The following is a 16,530-nucleotide window of genomic DNA, read 5'->3' as shown; positions in this document are numbered from 1 at the left end:
TGAAGGAGTACGTCACCTTGTCCGACAACCGTTCCTCCCGCACTTCGGCCGAGATAGCCTCCCAGCCCGCCGTGTGGCGCCGGGCCGCGGAATCGCTGCCGGACCAGGCCGCGGCCCTGCCCCGGCGCGGAGAGCGCGTCGCCGTCGTCGGCTGCGGAACCTCCTGGTTCATGGCCCAGTCGTACGCCGTGCTGCGGGAGACCGGCGGTCACGGCGAGACCGACGCCTACGCCGCCTCCGAGTTCCCCCTCGGCCGGCGCTACGACCGGATCCTCGCCATCACCCGCTCCGGCACCACCACCGAGGTCCTCGGCCTGCTCGGCCGGGTCAAGGGCACCGTGGCCACCGGCGCCGTCACCGCCGACCCCGCCACGCCGGTGATGGAGGCGGCCGACGACGTCGCCGTACTCGACTTCGCCGACGAGGAGTCGGTCGTCCAGACCCGCTTCGCCACCGCCAACCTCGCGCTGCTCCGCGCCCACCTGGAGTCCGAGGGCGCCCTGCCCGCCGGCGTACGGTCCCTGGACTCGGCGATCCGTGACGCCGAACGGGCCGTCACCGAACCCCTCGACTCCGCCCTGGGCGCAGCCGAGCAGTTCACCTTCCTGGGCACCGGCTGGACCTGCGGCCTGGCGCTGGAGGCGGCCCTGAAGATGCGGGAGGCCGCCGGGGCGTGGACCGAGGCGTACCCGGCGATGGAGTACCGGCACGGTCCCATCAGCATCACCGGACCGGGCCGGGTGGCCTGGGCCTTCGGCGACCTGCCGGAGGGCCTCGCCGGCGACGTCGCCCGGGTGGGCGGCACCCTGGTCGCCGGCTCCACGACCGCGCCCGCGGGACTGGACCCCCTCGCCGACCTCGTCCGCGCCCAGCGCCTCGCCGTGGCGCTCGCCGAGGCCCGCGGCTACGACCCCGACCGGCCGCGCAACCTCACCCGGTCCGTCGTCCTCCAGGACAGTCATGCCTGAGGAACCCCACGAACCCGGCTGCGTCACAGCGCTGGACGTGGGCGCCGACGGCGCACCCCGCCGGACGGAGGCCCGGCACCCGTGATCCTCACCGTGACCCTGAACGCCGCCCTCGACGTCACCTACGGTGTCGACCGTCTGTGCCCACGCACCTCGCACCGCGTCGGCACCGCCCACCGGCGCGCCGGCGGCAAGGGCGTCAACGTGGCCCGCGTCCTCTCCGCCCTCGGCCGCGGGTCCGTCGTCACCGGGCTCGTGGGCGGGCCCACCGGCACCCTGATCCGCGACGACCTGCGCACCGTCCCCGGCATCCGCGACGAACTCGTCCCCGTCCGCGGCGACTCACGGCAGACCGTCACCGTGGTCTCCCACCACGACGGCGACGCCACCGTGTTCAACGAGGGCGGTCCCCACGTCACCCCGGACGAATGGCGGGCCTTCACCGACCGGTTCGCCTCGCTGGCGCGGCACGCCCGCGTCGTCACGCTCTGCGGCAGCCTGCCGCCGGGACTGCCGTCCGACGCGTACGCCCACCTGGTGCGCACCGCCCGGGAGGCCGGAGCGGTCACCGTGCTGGACACCAGCGGTCCTCCGCTGCTCGACGCGCTGGGGGCGGGTCCCGACGTCGTCAAGCCCAACGCCGCCGAACTCGCCGCCGCCACCGGATGCGACGACGTCGCCGGGGCCGCGGCGCGGCTGCGCGCGCTCGGGGCCGGCACCGTCGTGGTGTCGTCGGGACCCGACGGCCTGTACGCCGTCACCCCGGACGGCGCCTGGCGCGCCGCTCCCCCCGAGCGGCTGGCGGGCAACCCCACCGGGGCGGGCGACGCGTGCGTCGCCGCGCTCGCGGCGGGCCTCGCCGACGGCCGGCGCCCGCCGGGCGTGCTGCGCGAGGCCGTGGCGCTGTCGGCCGCCGCCGTCCCCCGTCCCGTGGCCGGCGACGTCGACGCCGACCTCTACCGCCGCTTCCGTACCGCCGTCACCGTGGAGGACATCCATGCCGCTCACCCGCACTGACGACATCGTCGGCCCCGCCTCCCGCGCCGGCGTGGGCGTCGGGGCGTTCAACGTGGTGCAGCTCGAACACGCCGAGGCCATCGTGAGCGGTGCCGAGGCCGCGGGGCTGCCCGTGATCCTGCAGATCAGCGAGAACACCGCCCGCTACCACGGCTCCCTCGCACCGATCGGGCTCGCGGCCCTCGCCGTCGCACGCGCGGCGCTCACGCCCGTCGCCGTCCACCTCGATCACGCGGAGTCGGCGGACCTGGTGCACGAGGCGGTACGGCTCGGCTTCACCTCGGTCATGTTCGACGCCTCCAGGCTCCCGTATGACAAGAACCTCGCGGCGACGCGGGAGATCACGGACCACTGCCACGCCCATGGCGTGTGGGTCGAGGCGGAACTCGGCGAGGTCGGGGGCAAGGACGGTGCGCACGCCCCGGGGGCGCGCACCGATCCGGACGAGGCCCGGGTCTTCGTCGCGGCCACCGGGGTCGACGCCCTGGCGGTGGCGGTGGGCAGCTCCCACGCCATGACCACCCGGGACGCCGTCCTGGACTTCGCGCTCATCGCCGCCCTGCGCGCCTCGGTACGCGTCCCGCTGGTCCTGCACGGCTCGTCCGGGGTGGCCGACGCGGGTCTCGCGCGCGCGGTCGGGGCGGGCATGACGAAGGTCAACGTCTCCACCCGTCTGAACAAGGAGTTCACCCGGGCCGCCCGCGCCCACCTGGACGCCCATCCGGAGACCGTCGACCCCCGCAAGTACCTCGGCCCGGCCCGCGACGCCGTCGCGGACGGGGTGGCCCACCTGCTCGGGGTGCTGCACGCCGGGCGGGGCTGACGGAGGCGGCGCCGCTCACGCCGGCGCGGATCCCGACCGGCCGCGCCGCCCGCGCAGGAGGACGATCACCAGGAGCAGGGCGGCGACGACGGCCGGCACGAGAGGCGCGACCGCGTCGCGTACGGGGCGACCCTCACTGTTCCGGTCCCAGGTGCGCGGCGCCCGCCCGGATCGCCTCGCGGATACGGGGATAGGTGCCGCAGCGGCAGATGTTGCGGATGCCGTCCAGGTCGGCCTCGGTGATCGTGCGGCCTTCCTCCGCGACCCGGCGGACCAGGGCGACGGCGGCCATGATCTGGCCGGGCTGGCAGTAGCCGCACTGGGCCACGTCCTGGTCCAGCCACGCCTGCTGCATCGGGTGCAGCTCCGCGCCCACGGTGGCCGGGAGCCCCTCGATGGTGGTGACCTCGTCGGACGGCCGCAGGTCCTTCACGGGGATGGCGCAGGGATTGGCCGCCCTGCCGTTGAGGTGGCTGGTGCAGGCCTTGCAGACGTTGATGCCGCAGCCGTACTTCGGCCCGGTGACGCCGAGGATGTCGCGGAGGACCCAGAGCAGCCGCTCGTCGTCCGGGGCGTCGACGGTGACTTGTTCGCCGTTGAGGCGGAACGTGTGCACAGGCACGAGAACTCCCTGCAGTCGGAGCCGGTTTCAGCGGACGTGGTCCAGGCCGTCGGTGGGGGACGCGGGAACGGGCGGGACGGTGGGCTTCGGGTCGAAGGACAGGGTGCCGTGGTTGATGGGGAACACCGTGGGGAGCGAGCCGGTGGCACGGCCGTAGGCGCAGGCGACCGCGGCCATCGACGCGGCGACGCCGAGTTCCCCGGCGCCGCCGGGTCTGCCGGTGGTGGCCGGCATGACGATGACCTCCAGCTCGGGTGGTGTGTTCCACTGCCGGGTGTAGAAGTAGTTGTCCCAGCTGGCCTCGAGGAAGTGGCCGTCGTGCAGGTGCAGGCTGGACGTCAGGGCCAGGGCGATGCCGTCCATGAGGCAGCCCGTCATCTGCGCTTCCACGCCCAGCGGGTTGACGGCGAGTCCGACGTCCACGGCGATGACCGCCTTGGTGACGCGGGGGCCGGCGACGCCGTCGCGGACGGGCCGGCCGACCGTCTCGGGGCGGCAGTCGATCTCCACCAGGACCGCGCTGGCGGAGTGGTACTCGGTGTGGAGGGCGATGCCCTGCGCGGTGCCGGCAGGCATGCTCCTGCCCCAGTTCCCGGCCTCGGCGACCCTGTCCAGCACGGCGCGTGAACGGTCGTCCCGCAGGAAGCCGCGCCGGAACCGGTAGGGGTCCTTGCCCCGGATGGCGGCGAGCCGGTCGACGAGGAGCTCACGGGCGCAGGTGACGTCGGGGGAGTAGACGTTGCGCATGCTGCCGGTGTTGAAGCCCTTGTCGGTCTCGCTCAGCAGCCGGCTGTTGGCGCCGAAGTCGTAGGGCATCGACTGCGAGAGCTGGAAGAAGGTCTCCGAGAATCCGATGTCGCCCACGGGCAGCCGCGCGGCCAGCGCGGTGAAGATCTCCCCGAGGCCGTGGCCGAGGTCGGTGGACACACTGGTGTGCCGCTGCCGGTAGCCGAGGACGGTGTCGCCCAGGTAGTCGATGCGCACGCGGGAGGTGGCCATGGGGTGGGTGCGGCCCTGCCGGGCGTCGTCCGCCCGGTGCCACATCAGCTTCACCGGTTTGCGGATCCGCTGGGACACCTCGACGGCCTCCAGCGCGGCGTCGAAGAAGAGCTTGCGCCCGAAGGAGCCGCCGCCCTCGGTGACATGCACGGTCACCGAGGCGAGCGGCAGGCCGAGCCGGGCGGCGATCGCCTCCTTCGCGACGATCGGGGCCTTCAGGCTCGACCAGACCTCGGCGCGGTCGGCGCGCACGTCCGCTATCGCGCAGTTGGGCTCCAGCGCGCTGTTGCTGCGGAAGTGGAAGGTGAACCTCTCCTCCACGCTCGGGGTCAGCGGCGGCAGTCCCATGGGCAGTTCGGCCGACCGCAGCTCCCTGAGCACGGACGCGTCCGACTTTCCCTCGGCGGTCCCGGGCTTCCAGGACACCCGCAGGGCGCGTACCGCGTCGATGCACCGCCCGAAGGTGGCGGCCCGTACCGCCACTCCCGTCGTGATCACGACCACGTCGGTGACGCCGGGCATGGCACGGACCTCGGCCAGGTTGGACACCGACTGGACCTTGCCGTTGATGGTCGGCGGCCGGCACACCATGGTCGGCATGGCGTCCGGCACGTCGAGGTCCAGCGTGAACTTCTTGCGTCCGGTGACCGCCGCGCGGGCGTCCACACGGCCGTGCGGTCTGCCGATGACGGTGAACATGTCGCGAGGCTTGAGGGAGACGGACACCTGCTCGGTCCGTGCGCCCGCGGCCCTCCGGGACAGCGCCCCGATGTCGGCGCTCCGGCCGCCGGGGCCGGTCACGACCCCTGCCTCCATGGCCAGTTCGGCGACGGGGGTGTCCCATGCGGCCGCCGCCGCGCGGAGCAGCCGGGTCCGGGCGAGGGCGGCGGCGACGCGGATCGGGGTGTAGGTGGAGAACGTGGTGTTCGATCCGCCGGTGAGCTGATTGAACAGCAGCTCGGGCCGCGCGTCGGCCAGGGTGATGTGCACCCGCTTCAGGGGGATGCCGAGTTCCTCCGCGATCAGCATGGCCGTCGACGTGGTGATGCCCTGTCCCACCTCGGTCCGCGGGAGCGCGAAGGACACGGTGCCGTCGGTGTTCACCTCGACCGTGATCAGGCCGGACGTCGGCAGGGCCGCCGCTGTCATCACGTCGTTGAGGTCGACCAGTTCGGTGATCTCCGGCGAGGGGATCTCCGCGGCCCGCGCACCGGACGCGGGGACGAGCTGGGCCGCCGTCGTCAGGGTGGGAGCGGCCAGCACGTAACCGAGGAACCGGCGTCTGGCGAAGGGCCGGGCGACGGCGTCCTGCCGCGACGTGCGGTCGGCGTCGGTCACCGCCGGCCTCCCGCCCGTGCCGCCGGCGGGCGTGTCGTTCCGTCGCTGCGTGAAGTCGTCATCGTCTCACCCGGGGTCCAGGGTCGGAGAACTCACCCGCCGGCGCCGGTTGGCACTTGCCGGCCGCGGTGAGCTCGGAGGGGACTGGCGCGGCACCGGCGGCGGGAAGCGCGTCGGTGAGGACGCGCTCCCCGCTCCGGTGACGTGGGGCATGGCTCAGGAGGGGCGGTTGGCGTCCGGGATCTCGAGGTGGATCCCCCTGCCCTCGGAGAGGAAGAGCAGGACGAACTTGCGGAGGGCCTCCTCCACCGTCCAGGCGGCCTGGGGGATCAGCGGCAGCGGGATGAGCCCTTCGCGGAAGGCCACCAGCAGCGGCCAGGCGGCGCTGATCAGCGGCTGCCAGAACGGCTCCCTGTCCAGCCCGATGAGGTCGCCGGTCCGGTCGCCGAGCGTGTACCGGGCGAAGCCGTTGATCAGCGGCCGGGTGAGGCCGGCGTCGAGGTCCGCGACGATGTCGAGGAGTACGTCGGTCAGCTCATTGCCCTCGGGTGTGGACGCCAGGATCGGGTCCAGTACCTGCCGGGACTGGGCGTTGGCCGCGTCCCAGGTGGCGGGGATGTACTCGTCCAGGACGCCGAGCATGTGCGCGGTGACCTGCCACACGTGCAGATAGCCGTCCGACTCGGCCGTCGTGACCGGGACCCGCCAGTCCTTTAGCTTGCTCATGACAAACGTGGCCAGGCTGTGCCAGGTCACCATGATGTCGGCCTGGCTGATGGGGATCGTCTGGCCGCCGCTGGTGCGGGACCAGCCGGGGGACTGCGGCAGCAGGTGCCGCACGGCCGCGTGCACCAGGCGGGTCTTCACCGCGGTGACGATCATCCCGCCCTGCGGCTGGTAGGCGTCCAGGTCCCCGACGTCGTAACCGAGTTGGGCCGTCTTGGCGATGCGGTCCTTCATGTCCGCGCCGCCCTTGGAGTAGTAGACGGCGCGCGCCTCCCGCGGGATGGCGGTGCTCATCAGGCCACTGCCCAGGCCGTACAGGGCGCCGGTGTAGATGCCCTTCTTGGTGGTGAACCTGGCCGCGGCCGCGAGCTTGTCCCGGTCCGCCCAGGACGGCAGCCGGCGTGCCTTCTCCATGAAGTCGCGCAGATCCGCGGGGAGTCCGGCCGGTAAGGGCTGGTCGTTGCGGGTCCAGGTGCGGAGCGCGGCGTTGGCCTTGGCGACGTCGCCGCGCTCGATCACGGCGGCGAGTACGGGATCGGCCTCCTCGTCCCAGACCCAGTCGGGGTCGACACCCGCTCCCTTGCCCGCCACCGAGCCGCTCGGCGCCCACGTCCACAGGGACCTCGCCCGGGCCGGCGACGCCGCTCCCAGCGTCCCGAGCGCTCCGAGCGCCCCTCCCGCGATCAGCATCCTGCGCCTGCTCAGGTCGTCCATGAGTGAGAAGTCCTCCTTGAGTTCCACCGGGGCCGGCGGGCGCCCGTGCGGGTGCCCGCGCCGCCTCAGGCGGGCCGGTTGGTTTCGGGGATCTCGATGCGGGTCCCCTGTCCCTTGGTGAGGTAGAACAGGATGTACTGACGGGCCGCCTCCTCGATCGTCCAGGCCAGGGGCGGCACCAGGGGCAGCGGAAGCAGCTTCTCGCGGAAGGCGACCAGCTTCGGCCAGGCGGTCGCGATCGCCTTCTCCCAGAACGGCTCACGCGGGATCCCGTCCCAGTCGGCCACCTGGTCGCCGACCAGATAGCGGGCGAGCGCGTTGACGAGGGGGCGGTCGACGCCGCCCGGGCTGGTCTGCTCGGCGAGTTGGCGCAGCAGGATGTCGGTCAGCTCGACACCCTCGCGGGTGGGTGCCAGGACGGGATCGAGGACCTGCCGGGACTGGGCGTCGGCAGAGTCCCAGGTGGCGGGGATGTACTCGTCCCGGATGCCGAGCAGATGCGCGGTGACCTGCCACAGATGCAGATAGGCCGCCGCGTCGGCGGAGGGCATCGGCACCTTCCACTCGAGCATCTTCCGCATGGCGTAGGTGGGCAGACTGTGCCAGGTGACCAGCATGTCCTGCTGGCTGATGGGGATCGTCTGGCCGCCGCTGGTGCGGGACCAGCCGGGGGACCGCGGCAGCAGGTGCCGCACGGCCGCGTGCACCAGCCGGGTCTTCACGGCCTGCACGACGACGTCGCCGCCGGGGCGGAACGCGTCGAGGTCACCGACGGCGAACCCCAGCAGGCTCGTCTTGGCGACCCGGTCCTCCATGTCGGCGCCGCCCTTGGAGTAGTAGACGGCACGCGCCTCCCGGGGGATGGCGGTGCTCAGCATGCCGCCCCCCACACCGTTGAGCAGGTTGAGGTAGAGGCCCCTCGACTCGTTGAAGGCGGCCGCCCTCTCCAGCTTGTCCCGGTCCGCCCAGGACGGCAGCCGTCGTGCCTCCTCGATGAAGTCGCGCAGGTCCGAGGGGAGTCCGGCCGGCGGTGCCTGGTCGTTCCGGGTCCACCGGCGCAGGGCCTCGTTGACCGACGGCACGTCGCCGCGCTCGATCACGGCGGCGAGTACGGGATCGGCCTCCTCGTCCCAGACCCAGTCGGGGTCGATCCCCGCGCCCTCGCCCGCCACCGAGCCGCTCGGCGCCCATGTCCAGAGGGTCCGGGCACGGGCCGGTGACGCCAGGCTGAGCGCCCCGAAGGCGCCGAGGGCCCCGCTCGCCGACAACAACGTGCGTCTGCTCGGTCCTTCCATCGCCGCGACTCCTCCTCGAGTTCTCCGGTACCGCCAAAGGGGTAGCTACAATGAAACACATCGTGCTTCGTTGTTTCATCAGGGGAGCACATACGCGCCGTGAACGCCAGAGGCTTCACAGAATCGGGGAGGCGATCATGGAACCTTTCCTGTCGGCACTCACGGGGCCGTACGGTGCCCCGTCGGTCCTGGAGAGCGCGTTCGCCGATGCGGTCGAGGGCGCGGACCAGGGCGACGAGATGTCGGCGCGCCTGCTCGACGCCGCCTACGAGCAGTTCCGTCGCATGGGAGTCAAGCGCTCGACCATGACGGACGTCGCCCGGCTCGCCGGTGTCTCCCGGATCACCGTCTACCGCCGCTTCGCCACCAAGGACGAACTGGTCGAGCAGGTCGTACGGCGCGAGTTCCGGCGGTACTTCGGCCGTTTCATCGTGGACATCCAGGCGGCCGAGACCGTCGCCGACCGGGTGGTCCTGGGCTTCGTGAGTTCCCTCAGGGCCATCCGCCGCAACAGTCTCATCGGCGGTCTGATGGCCGCCGAACCGGACGCCGTCGTGCCGTCCATGACCGGCGACGGAGGGCGCACGCTGGCGGTGGTCCAGCAGTTCGTCGCCTCACGGCTGCGTCAGGAGCAGGGCGCGGGCACCATCGCGGCCGACGTGCAAGTGGACCTGGTGGCCGAGATGATGGTCCGCGTCTCCGCGTCCTTCCTGGTCTTCCCCAGCCATGTGATCGACTTCGACGACGACGAGCAGATGCGTGCGGTGGCCCGGCGCTTCCTCGTGCCCATGCTCTCCGGCGGAGGCGGGTGACACCTGGTGTTGGCCCTGCGTCAATAGGCCCCGCGACAAGCAACTGCCTCACTGCACGGCCTGGTTGATGCGACCCTGCGGCCGGTCGGGAGCCCATGTGCCTACTGCCGCACCGGCTATTGACTCCCCGCCAGGAGGGGCCCCACTGTGGGGAACCGCCCGGGAACCGGCGCCCGGATCACGAAGGAGGGAGCCCGCCGTGGCCACAGCGGAGCAGCTGCACAAGTCCGTCGACGGAGAGACGATCACCGCACTGCTGCGTCGCAACGCCCAGCAGTTCGCCCACCCGGCCGGGCCGACATGCACGTGATGCCGACCCGCACCGTGTTCCACCTGGTGCCCACCGTCTTCCCCGCCCTGCGGGACCACTGACCGCGGCGCCGGTCACGACGGCGGCACGACGCGAACACATCCCGAATGTACAAGCGTCCGGGAGCGGCCGCCGCACCCCCGCCACCGGCTGAGTGTCAGTGCCGGCCGCTACGGTGCCTGCCATGCCGGATGCCGAAGACGTACGACGGATCGCCCTGTCCCTGCCGGACACCACGGAGAAGGTCGCCTGGAGCATGCCCACGTTCCGGGTCGCGGGGAAGATGTTCGCCACCCTGCCCGAGGACGAGACCTCCCTCGCCGTGCGCTGCCCCAAGGAGGAGCGCGACGAACTGGCCCTAGCCGAACCGGAGAAGTTCTGGATCGCCGGCCACGAGGCGCAGTTCGCCTGGGTCAGGGTCCGCCTCGCCGCACTGGAGGACGAGGGCGAGCTGCGTGACATCCTCGCCGACTCCTGGCGCCAGGCCGCCCCGACCCGCCTCCTGGAGGAGCACCCCCGGCTGGGCCTGCCGGGCTGACCCCCGTCAGACCCCCGCCGGCACCGCCCCGACGAACGCGCCGATCCGCTCCCGCAGCGAACGGGCGTCGAGGCTGTGCGCCCTGACGTGCTCGTCGATCCGCCCGTAGCGCCGCAGTTCGGCCCGGCCCACACCGAGGCCCAGCACCCGGTGGGGCACGTCGGCGAGCGCGTCGTTCGCCGCCGCCGTCGACGTACCGGCCAGATACGGCTCCACGAGCACGACGTCCGTCCCCGCGGATTCGGTGGCACGGCGCAGGCCGGCCGCGTCGAAGGGCCGGACGGTGGCGGCGTACAGCACCGTGAGGTCCAGTCCCTCCGTGGCGTCGAGCACGGCGTCCAGCATCGGCCCGACGGCGACGACGACCCCGGCGCGTCCCTCCCGCACGGTGCGCAACCGCTCCCCGTCCACGGGCAGCCCCCGTGCGTTGGACTGCAGGGACAGCCGCACGTACACCTTGTCGTCACCGGCGGCCACCGCGTGCCGCAACAGCGTCTCGGCCTCGTCCGGATGTCCCGGCACATGCACGGTCCAGCCGTCCAGGGTGTCCAGCAGCGCCACGTCGCCCGGCGCCATGTGCGTGTACCCGCCGGCCGGCCAGTCGAAGGAGGCGGCGGCGCTCACCAGTACCGCGCCCGCGTCCTGGTGGCCGAGATCCAGCTTCACCTGCTCGAACGGCCGCTCGACCAGGAAACTCGCGAAGGTGTGCACCACGGGACGCAGTCCCGTGAGCGCCATCCCGGCCGCCGCTCCGACCAGCAGTTGCTCCCGGATGCCCACGTTGACGACCCGGTCCGGATGCCGGCGCCGCGCCTCGGCGAAGCCGTCCGCGCCGATCTCGGCGAGCACCGCCACGACCCGGGGGTCCTCGTCGAGCAGCCGGGTGACGAGAGGGGCGAAACGATCACGCATGGTGTCCACGGAATCGGTCCTTTCGATGAGAGTGCGGTGCGATGAGAGGGAGGTGCGATGAGAGGCAGGGGAGACAACGCGGCCGCGGACGCGGCGGGTTCAGGAGTGCTTCGGCTCGACGCGGGCCACCACCACGTGCGGCCTGCCCGGATGCGGCGCGGTGAACGCGGCGTACAGCGCCTCGTGGTCACGGCCGTCGACGGTGAGCGCGGACCAGCCCGCCGCCTCGAAGCGTGCGGCGATCCCGCCCGGCCGGGCGTGGGAGGCGGAGGAGTTGTCGACGACGACGGTGTGCAGCCGTTCCAGACCGGCGGGCCCGGCGAAGGCGATCGCCTCGTGGTTGCTGCCCTCGTCCAGCTCGGCGTCCCCGATCAGCGTCCACACCACCGGCTCGTCCCGCCCCTGGGCACGCAGCCCCAGCGCCGTGCCGACCGCCAGCGGCAGCCCGTGCCCCAGCGACCCGCTGCCGATCTCCGCCCCCGGCACCAGCACGCGGTCCGGGTGATGGCCGAGCGGGGAGTCGTACGAACCGAAACCCGGCAGCCACTCCACCGGCAGGAACCCCTTGGCGGCCAGGACCGCGTAGTACGCCATCGGCCCGTGCCCCTTCGACAGCAGGAACCGGTCCCGCCCGGGATCGTCCGTCCGCTCCGGCCCGACCCGCAGCACCCGGTCGTAGAGCACCCACAGCACGTCCAGCGTCGACGTCGCGGCCGGGCCGTGCTTCTCGTCGCCGGTCATCAGTCCCATCAGGGCCGGCAGATCGCTGAATCCATAGCCGTGTGCGCGTTCCTCGGTGATCGTCATACGGGGATCCTGCAACCTCGACCAAACTTCAGGTCAAGTGCGTCCCCTGGTCTCCGGCCCCGCTGAATGGATGCGCGATCACCGCCCCGAGTGCGGTATGGTTTCCGTGCGCGTTCGGCCCGGGGAATCCCCAGGTCAGACGGGCACCGGGACGTGGCGCAGCTTGGTAGCGCACTTGACTGGGGGTCAAGGGGTCGCAGGTTCAAATCCTGTCGTCCCGACTTGCCGTGAAGCAGGTCGGAGGCCGTATCGGGGAAACCCGGGACGGCCTCTTCGTCGTTCCCCCGCACTGCCGCGAGCAAATCGTCGGCGAATATCCTTGATGTAACCGTATGTCCTGTTTAGCGTACTCCGGGTAGGCACTGCCGCGGGGTACGCACACCCGCGCCGCGATCCCGGAAGCGAGGTGTGGAGCGCGTGGTGCGACGGACGCGGGCGCTGGTCGCGCTGACCCTGCTGGCATCGGCGCTCGCCGCCTGCGGCGGTGACGGGGACACCTCCCGGCCCACGCTCAACTGGTACAACTTCCCCGACGACTCCGGAGCCCTGCAGAAGGCCGCCGACCGCTGCGGCAAGGAGTCCGGCGGGCGCTACCGGATCAGCTACAACAAACTGCCCCGGGCGGCCGACGGCCAGCGCCAGCAGCTGGTGCGCAGACTCGCCGCCGAGGACGACTCCCTCGACATCCTCGGCCTGGACGTCACCTGGGCCGCCGAGTTCGCCGAGGCCCGCTGGATCCGCGAGTGGACGGGCGGCGACAAGCGCCGGGCCACCGAGGGCACGCTCCGGGTCCCCCTGCGGACGGCCACCTGGAAGGGCAAGCTGTACGCCGTCCCGTACAACACCAACGTCCAGCTCCTGTGGTACCGCAAGGACCTGGTGCCGCACCCGCCCAAGACCTGGGCCGAGATGCTGGACATGTCCCGCGCCCTGGCCCGGCAGGGCAAACCGCACTACGCGGAGATCCAGGGCGCCCAGTACGAGGGCCTCACCGTCTGGTTCAACTCCCTGCTCAACAGCGCCGGCGGCACCATCCTCAACCCGAGCGCCACCGCGCCCTCGCTCGGACCGCCCGCCGTACGGGCCGCCTCGATCATGCGCGACCTCGCGAACTCCCCGGCCGCGGACCCCTCCCTGCCCAACCAGATGGAGGACCAGAATCGCCTGGCCATGGAGTCGGGCGTGGCGGCCTTCGAGATCAACTACCCGTTCGTCTATCCCTCGATGAAGGCGAACAACCCGAAGCTCTTCAAGAACTTCCGCTGGGCGCCCTACCCCCGCGTCGACGCCGGCCGCCCCGCCCACCCCACCATCGGCGGCATCGACCTCGCCGTCAGCGCCTACTCCCGCCACCCCGACCTGGCCTTCGAGGCCGCCCTGTGCCTGCGCGACCGGGAGAACCAGCTCACCGCCGCACTCGAGGGCGGACTGCCGCCCACCCTGCGGGCCCTCTACGACGAGCCCGCGTTCAGGAAGGAGTACCCCTTCTCCCAGGAGGTGCTGTCCTCCCTGGAGTCGGCGGGCGTACGCCCGCTCACCCCCGCCTACCAGAACGTGTCGATCGTCGTCTCCCACACCCTGTCCCCGCCCTCCGCCATCAGACCCGAGAGCGCGGTCCGCACCATCGGCGACCAGATCGACCAGGCCCTGCGATCCGAGGGTGTGATCCCGTGAGCACCATGGCAGAGCCGGCGAAGGACAGGACGAAGGGCGGGAGGACCCCCTCCGCCGGCGCCAGGCAGGAGCGCCGGCTGGGCTGGCTGCTGTGCGCCCCGGCCGTCCTCGTCATGACCGCCGTGACCGCCTACCCCATCGGCTACGCCGTCTACCTCTCCCTGCAGCGCTACGACCTGCGCTTCCCCGACCGGGCCGAGTTCGTGGGGCTCGGCAACTACGGGTCGGTGCTGTCCTCGCCGTTCTGGTGGGACGCCTTCTGGGTCACGGTGTTCCTCACCGCTGTGTCCGTGACCATCGAACTCGTCCTCGGCATGGGCCTCGCCCTGGTGATGCACCGCACGCTCTTCTCCCGCGGCACGGTGCGCACCGCCGTCCTCATCCCGTACGGCATCGTCACCGTCGTCGCCGCCTTCTCCTGGCAGTACGCCTGGACCCCCGAACTCGGTTACCTCGCCGAACTGTTGCCCAGCGGCGACGCGCCGCTCACCGAGCAGTGGCCCGCGCTGTGGCTGATCGTCCTCGCCGAGGTGTGGAAGACCACCCCGTTCATGGCGCTGCTCCTGCTGGCGGGCCTCGCCCTCGTCCCGGAGGAGACCCTCAAGGCCGCCATGGTCGACGGCGCCACCTCCTGGCAGCGGTTCCTACGGGTCATGCTGCCCCTGATGAAACCGGCCATCCTGGTCGCCCTGCTCTTCCGCACCCTGGACGCCTTCCGGATCTTCGACAACATCTACGTCCTGACCTCGGGCGCCCACGGCACCGGCTCCCTGTCCATCCTCGGCTACGACAACCTGTTCACCGCGCTGAACCTGGGCATCGGGTCGGCGATCTCGGTCCTGATCTTCCTCTGCGTCGGGATCATCGCCTTCACCTTCGTCAAGCTCTTCGGCGCCGCCGCACCCGGCGCGGAGGTGAAGCGCTGATGACCGCCGCGGGCAGGACGCACGCGACCCGGTGGGTCGTCGTCAACGTCGTCGTGGTGCTGTACGCCCTGTTCCCGGTGTGGTGGATCGCCGCACTGTCGTTCAAGGACCCCGCCACCCTCACCGACGGGGACTACATCCCCCGGGAATGGACCCTGGAGAACTACCGGGGCATCTTCGCGACCTCCGAGTTCACCCGGGCGCTGGTCAACTCGATCGGCATCGCGCTGATCGCCACCGTGATCGCGGTGGCCCTCGGCACCATGGCCGCCTACGCGGTGGCCCGGCTGCGGTTCCCCGGCAAGCGGCTCCTCATCGGCATGTCGCTGCTGATCGCCATGTTCCCGCCGATCTCCCTGGTCTCCCCGCTGTTCGACATCGAGCGGACCATCGGGATCTTCGACACCTGGCTCGGGCTGATCATCCCGTACATGACCTTCTCGCTGCCGCTGGCGATCTACACCCTGTCGGCGTTCTTCCGGGAGATCCCCTGGGACCTGGAGAAGGCTGCCAAGGTGGACGGCGCCACCCCCGCGCAGGCCTTCCGGCTGGTCATCGTGCCGCTGGCCGCGCCCGGCGTGTTCACCACGGCCATCCTCGTCTTCATCTTCTGCTGGAACGACTTCCTGTTCGCGATCTCGCTGACCTCCACCGAGTCCGCGCGCACGGTGCCCGCCGCGATCGCGTTCTTCACCGGCAGCTCGCAGTTCGCGCAGCCCACCGGGTCGATCGCCGCCGCCGCCGTGGTGATCACCATCCCGATCATCGTCTTCGTCCTGCTCTTCCAGCGGCGGATCGTCGCCGGACTCACCTCCGGCGCGGTCAAGGGTTGAGCATCAAGGCAAGGAGGAGCCACCCATGGCCGAGATCGTCCTCGAGGGAGTCACCAAGCGCTTTCCCGACGGCTCCGTCGCCGTGCGGGACGTCGACCTCGAGATCGCCGACGGCGAGTTCGTGATCCTGGTCGGTCCCTCCGGCTGCGGCAAGTCGACCACCCTCAACATGATCGCCGGCCTGGAGGACATCACCGACGGCACCCTGCGCATCGACGGCCGGGTCGTCAACGACCTCGCCCCCAAGGAGCGGGACGTCGCCATGGTGTTCCAGAGCTACGCCCTGTACCCGCACATGAGCGTGCGGGAGAACATGGGGTTCCCGCTGCGGCTGGCGAAGGTCGACCGGGCCACCATCGACAGCAAGGTCGAGGAGGCCGCGCGGGTGCTCGACCTGAGCGAGTACCTCGACCGCAAGCCCGCCAACCTCTCGGGCGGCCAGCGCCAGCGGGTGGCCATGGGCCGGGCGATCGTCCGCGACCCCAAGGCGTTCCTCATGGACGAGCCGCTGTCCAACCTCGACGCCAAGCTGCGGGTGCAGATGCGCACCCAGATCTCCCGGCTGCAGCGCCGCCTGGGCACCACCACCGTGTACGTCACCCACGACCAGACCGAGGCGATGACGCTCGGGGACCGCGTCGTGGTGATGCGGCAGGGCCTCGTCCAGCAGGTCGGCACCCCCGCCCGGCTGTACGACATGCCGCGCAACCTGTTCGTCGCCGGCTTCATCGGCTCCCCGGCGATGAACTTCCTGGGCGCCTCCCTGTCCGGCGGCGCGCTGCGCACCCCGCTGGGCGACCTGCCGCTCGACGACCGCACGCGCCAGGAGCTGGAACGCCGCGACGCGCCGCGCGAGGTCATCGTCGGGCTGCGTCCCGAGGCCTTCGAGGACGCGAGCTTGGCCCGCGGGACGGGCGGCCCCGTCGTCACCGTCACCGTGGACGTACTGGAGTCGCTGGGTTCCGACGCCTACGTCCACTTCGGCGCCGAGGGCGGGCCGGTGACCACCGCCGAACTGGAGGAGCTGGCCACCGACTCCGGCATGCGCGACACCGGGGCCGGGGGAGCCCAGCAGATCGTGGCCCGGCTGGACGCCGCCACCCGCGCCCGGGAGGGCGCACCCGTCGAACTCCGGATCGACATGGGCAAGGCCCATGTCTTCGACCCGTCGACGGGAAGCAACCTCACCCACCCGGAGCACCCGGAGCGCTAGGCG

15 protein-coding genes and 1 tRNA gene are annotated in these 16,530 nt (G+C 71.8%); 10 read left to right on the top strand and 6 right to left on the bottom strand.

All coding sequences use genetic code 11. The features are described 5' to 3' along the window. Positions 1 to 17 precede the first annotated feature (17 nt). The 3 genes from CNQ36_RS03995 to CNQ36_RS03985 all read left to right on the top strand — a co-directional run bounded on the left by CNQ36_RS03995 (position 18) and on the right by CNQ36_RS03985 (position 2,808). On the top strand, positions 18 to 968 hold the full coding sequence (locus tag CNQ36_RS03995) for an SIS domain-containing protein (RefSeq protein ID WP_121544954.1): 951 nt from the start codon (positions 18 to 20) through the stop codon (positions 966 to 968). Between the two features lie 81 nt (positions 969 to 1,049). Next, positions 1,050 to 1,985: a 1-phosphofructokinase family hexose kinase gene (locus tag CNQ36_RS03990; RefSeq protein WP_121544953.1), complete on the top strand. Its 936-nt coding sequence runs from the start codon at positions 1,050 to 1,052 to the stop codon at positions 1,983 to 1,985. After that, positions 1,966 to 2,808, top strand: coding sequence for a class II fructose-bisphosphate aldolase (locus CNQ36_RS03985; protein ID WP_121544952.1), 843 nt, complete (start codon positions 1,966 to 1,968; stop codon positions 2,806 to 2,808). Before CNQ36_RS03990 ends, CNQ36_RS03985 begins: the two co-directional genes overlap by 20 nt. A 133-nt stretch (positions 2,809 to 2,941) precedes the next feature. On the opposite strand, the gene CNQ36_RS03980 is transcribed toward CNQ36_RS03985, so the two are convergent. The 4 genes from CNQ36_RS03980 to CNQ36_RS03965 form a co-directional block, all read right to left on the bottom strand. Next, the gene (locus CNQ36_RS03980) at positions 2,942 to 3,430 is read right to left on the bottom strand and encodes a (2Fe-2S)-binding protein (RefSeq protein ID WP_121544951.1); all 489 of its coding nucleotides are present in this window, start codon (positions 3,428 to 3,430) and stop codon (positions 2,942 to 2,944) included. A gap of 27 nt (positions 3,431 to 3,457) precedes the next feature. Next, positions 3,458 to 5,767, bottom strand: coding sequence for a molybdopterin cofactor-binding domain-containing protein (locus tag CNQ36_RS03975; RefSeq protein WP_121544950.1), 2,310 nt, complete (start codon positions 5,765 to 5,767; stop codon positions 3,458 to 3,460). A 216-nt stretch (positions 5,768 to 5,983) separates the two neighbouring features. Then, a complete protein-coding gene (locus CNQ36_RS03970; protein WP_121544949.1) occupies positions 5,984 to 7,207 on the bottom strand; it encodes an oxygenase MpaB family protein in 1,224 nt (407 codons plus the stop codon). A gap of 65 nt (positions 7,208 to 7,272) precedes the next feature. Then, positions 7,273 to 8,502, bottom strand: a complete 1,230-nt coding sequence (locus tag CNQ36_RS03965; protein WP_121544948.1) for an oxygenase MpaB family protein — start codon at positions 8,500 to 8,502, stop codon at positions 7,273 to 7,275. A 137-nt stretch (positions 8,503 to 8,639) separates the two neighbouring features. On the opposite strand from CNQ36_RS03965, the gene CNQ36_RS03960 reads away from it, so the two are divergent. Together CNQ36_RS03960 and CNQ36_RS03955 are read left to right on the top strand one after the other, a co-directional pair. Then, complete coding sequence (locus CNQ36_RS03960) at positions 8,640 to 9,314, top strand: TetR/AcrR family transcriptional regulator (RefSeq protein WP_121544947.1); 675 nt, start codon at positions 8,640 to 8,642, stop codon at positions 9,312 to 9,314. Positions 9,315 to 9,808: 494 nt separating this feature from the next. After that, a complete protein-coding gene (locus CNQ36_RS03955) occupies positions 9,809 to 10,162 on the top strand; it encodes an MmcQ/YjbR family DNA-binding protein (protein WP_040907866.1) in 354 nt (117 codons plus the stop codon). Between the two features lie 6 nt (positions 10,163 to 10,168). On the opposite strand, the gene CNQ36_RS03950 is transcribed toward CNQ36_RS03955, so the two are convergent. Both CNQ36_RS03950 and CNQ36_RS03945 read right to left on the bottom strand, forming a co-directional pair. Continuing rightward, positions 10,169 to 11,083, bottom strand: a complete 915-nt coding sequence (locus tag CNQ36_RS03950; protein ID WP_121544946.1) for a transketolase family protein — start codon at positions 11,081 to 11,083, stop codon at positions 10,169 to 10,171. Positions 11,084 to 11,173: 90 nt separating this feature from the next. Then, the gene (locus tag CNQ36_RS03945) at positions 11,174 to 11,881 is read right to left on the bottom strand and encodes a thiamine pyrophosphate-dependent enzyme (protein WP_040907867.1); all 708 of its coding nucleotides are present in this window, start codon (positions 11,879 to 11,881) and stop codon (positions 11,174 to 11,176) included. A gap of 147 nt (positions 11,882 to 12,028) precedes the next feature. Between CNQ36_RS03945 and CNQ36_RS03940 the strand changes: the two genes are divergently transcribed. The 5 genes from CNQ36_RS03940 (at position 12,029) to CNQ36_RS03920 (ending at position 16,527) form a co-directional block, all read left to right on the top strand. Next, a tRNA-Pro gene (locus CNQ36_RS03940) sits at positions 12,029 to 12,102 on the top strand. 187 nt (positions 12,103 to 12,289) lie between these two features. Further along, positions 12,290 to 13,555: an ABC transporter substrate-binding protein gene (locus tag CNQ36_RS03935; protein WP_206278416.1), complete on the top strand. Its 1,266-nt coding sequence runs from the start codon at positions 12,290 to 12,292 to the stop codon at positions 13,553 to 13,555. Between the two features lie 5 nt (positions 13,556 to 13,560). Then, positions 13,561 to 14,481: a carbohydrate ABC transporter permease gene (locus CNQ36_RS03930; RefSeq protein WP_206278554.1), complete on the top strand. Its 921-nt coding sequence runs from the start codon at positions 13,561 to 13,563 to the stop codon at positions 14,479 to 14,481. Then, on the top strand, positions 14,481 to 15,314 hold the full coding sequence (locus CNQ36_RS03925) for a carbohydrate ABC transporter permease (protein WP_121544944.1): 834 nt from the start codon (positions 14,481 to 14,483) through the stop codon (positions 15,312 to 15,314). Before CNQ36_RS03930 ends, CNQ36_RS03925 begins: the two co-directional genes overlap by 1 nt. 25 nt (positions 15,315 to 15,339) lie before the next feature. Continuing rightward, the gene (locus tag CNQ36_RS03920) at positions 15,340 to 16,527 is read left to right on the top strand and encodes an ABC transporter ATP-binding protein (RefSeq protein ID WP_121544943.1); all 1,188 of its coding nucleotides are present in this window, start codon (positions 15,340 to 15,342) and stop codon (positions 16,525 to 16,527) included. The last annotated feature ends 3 nt before the right edge of the window (positions 16,528 to 16,530 follow it).

Origin of the sequence: Streptomyces fungicidicus (genome assembly GCF_003665435.1) — a bacterium.
In the GTDB taxonomy this organism is placed as follows: domain Bacteria; phylum Actinomycetota; class Actinomycetes; order Streptomycetales; family Streptomycetaceae; genus Streptomyces; species Streptomyces fungicidicus.
This window is presented reverse-complemented; position numbering and strand designations above follow the sequence as displayed.

Coding starts and splice junctions, on each gene's coding strand:
- CNQ36_RS03925 (WP_121544944.1), top strand. CDS start 14,481: ATGACCGCCGCGGGCAGGACGCACGCGACCCGGTGGGTCGTCGTCAAC.
- CNQ36_RS03985 (WP_121544952.1), top strand. CDS start 1,966: ATGCCGCTCACCCGCACTGACGACATCGTCGGCCCCGCCTCCCGCGCC.
- CNQ36_RS03930 (WP_206278554.1), top strand. CDS start 13,561: ATGGCAGAGCCGGCGAAGGACAGGACGAAGGGCGGGAGGACCCCCTCC.
- CNQ36_RS03955 (WP_040907866.1), top strand. CDS start 9,809: ATGCCGGATGCCGAAGACGTACGACGGATCGCCCTGTCCCTGCCGGAC.
- CNQ36_RS03965 (WP_121544948.1), bottom strand. CDS start 8,502: ATGGAAGGACCGAGCAGACGCACGTTGTTGTCGGCGAGCGGGGCCCTC.
- CNQ36_RS03920 (WP_121544943.1), top strand. CDS start 15,340: ATGGCCGAGATCGTCCTCGAGGGAGTCACCAAGCGCTTTCCCGACGGC.
- CNQ36_RS03960 (WP_121544947.1), top strand. CDS start 8,640: ATGGAACCTTTCCTGTCGGCACTCACGGGGCCGTACGGTGCCCCGTCG.
- CNQ36_RS03970 (WP_121544949.1), bottom strand. CDS start 7,207: ATGGACGACCTGAGCAGGCGCAGGATGCTGATCGCGGGAGGGGCGCTC.
- CNQ36_RS03945 (WP_040907867.1), bottom strand. CDS start 11,881: ATGACGATCACCGAGGAACGCGCACACGGCTATGGATTCAGCGATCTG.